Origin of the sequence: Bacillus sp. PPSBB_11 (assembly GCF_038023285.1) — a bacterium.
Classification (GTDB): Bacteria; Bacillota; Bacilli; order Bacillales; family Bacillaceae; genus Bacillus; species Bacillus altitudinis.
Genome location: NZ_CP150633.1, coordinates 781,841 through 783,902 on the forward strand (window position 1 = coordinate 781,841; position 2,062 = coordinate 783,902).

General features: G+C 51.3%; 1 protein-coding gene. It reads right to left on the minus strand.

Going from position 1 to position 2,062, the window contains the following annotated elements; genetic code table 11:
* Positions 1-1,921, minus strand: a 1,921-nt coding sequence (locus V7L95_RS03935) for a phage tail tape measure protein (protein WP_340968091.1), incomplete at its 3' end; no start/stop codon positions are given.
* Positions 1,922-2,062: the final 141 nt, after the last annotated feature.

Here is a 2,062-nt window from a genome sequence, read left to right on the forward strand (position 1 = left end):
AACCGATCACTATGCGACATTTACGAGGTGCACTCTGAAGCTCCATTTCTTTTTGAAGAATGAGGCTTTTTTGTTTAGCTAGGTCGTCTTCTAAGTCGTTTCTTTCACGTTTAAGTTTATTTATACCGGTTTGTAGCTCCGTAACCTTCGCCAAGTTTTGGTCCTCGTTTCGTTCAGCGATTGTTGCTTGTTTCTCTAGTTCTATGCTTAGTTCTTCGTATTTCTCCGCACTCAAACGTTTCATCGCCTCGGTATTCTTAGCGATCGCATTACCTTGCGCCGAGAAAGCCGCTTCAGTTTCCGGAGACTTCTTGATAATCTGATCGTTCAATTTGAGGAACCGGTCGAACTCTTCGTTCGTAAGGCCCGAACTTTTACGAAGGCCGTCTTGTTCTGCGTTTAGCTTTTTAATCGCAGCCGAGTCTCTCTCGTTAGCCAGCGCGTCCTTGTTGTCTAAGTAGCGCAGAATCTCATCGTTCGTCAGCTTCATCTTCGCCTGCAAGCCGTCGTACTCTTTAATCGTCTTGTTGATTCCGTCGACTTCCTTTTGCTTCGCGTTTGCCGCGTCAAGGCTGACGGTGTTTAGCGCTTTGTAACCCGCACTAACCCCGACTAATAAGCCGCCAAGTACCGAAAGGCCCGTTATGATCCAGCCCGCCGGGCCCATCGCTGCGAACAACCCGCGCAATGCAAAGCCGAGTTTTATCGCAGAAGAAGCCGTCAAAGCGATCGCTGCTGACGTCCCTGCCATCGCAAGACCTGTCGCTACGACGCTAGGGTTGACCTTACTGAATACTCCGACCAACTTCGTGCCTTGATCGACGATTGACCGTATATGCGGTAAGAATTCGTTTCCGAGCTTAATACCGACGCCTTCGAGTGCCGATTTAAGTTCTTCGAACGATCCCTTAAGGTTATCCATCTGCGTCTTTGCTACACGATCCGCCGTGCCGCCCGATTCTTCGAGTGCCTTCGTATATCTTCGAATCTCATCCGATCCAACCGCAAGCAACGAAACGAATCCCGATGCCGCTTCCGTTCCGACTAATGACGCAATAGCCGCCGTCTTTTCCGCTTGGCCAAGATCGCCAAACTTCGAATTTAAATGGTCGATAATATCCGGCAACGACTTCATCTTTCCGTCAGCCGTTTCGACTTCGATTCCGTAGGCTTGCATTACTTTGGCTGCGCGTCCTACCGGATTAGCAAGTCGCAACATGCCCGCCCGTAATGCTGTACCGGCCATCGATCCTTGAATACCTGCGTCGGACATTTTCGCAACGGCTGCCGCTGTTTCTTCGAAGCTAAAGCCGAGCGCAGTAGATACCGGTGCTACGTATTTCATTGCGTCCCCGAGCTGTAATAGGTCCGTGTTGGCCGTCGTCATCGTTTTAACTAACACGTCAACTGCGTACGTTGAATCTTCCGACGCAATCCCAAATCCGGTCATGATATTCGATACGATGTCGGCCGATACGCCCATGTCGACGTTTGCCGCAGCCGCCATGTTTAAAACCGCCGGTAGTGAACCGATCTGATCCTTAACGCTGAAGCCCGCCATCGCTAAGTATCGTAGGCCGTCCGCCGCTTCGGTCGCCGTAAATTTCGTCGTTTCCCCGAGCTTTAGCGCGACGTTCTGAAGGTCTTGGAAGTCCTGTCCGGTAGCACCCGAAATCGACTGAACCTTCGACATTGCTTGCTCGAAGTCGGCTGCGGTCTTGACCGATACGCCGATGCCTGCGACTACTGCGCCGCCTACCGCTAGGGCAGCCGTTTGGATAAGCCCCATTTGTTTACTAAGCGACTGCGCCGAATTGCCCATCTGCTGCATTTGGTTCTCCGCCTGCGAGACACCGGCGCTAAATTGCGCTGAATCAAGTTCAAGGCGTGCGACGATTTCGCCTACTGAAACCGCACTCATGATTTATCGCCTCTAGCTTTTGTTGCCCCTTCGAATAGTATTTCGAGGCCCTTTTGATCAAACTTAAGACTCACACCGGCTAGTTGAGCTACTTCTTCTCTTCTGAGCCCTGGTGTTCTTCGGCGGGTTCCTACAGGTAAA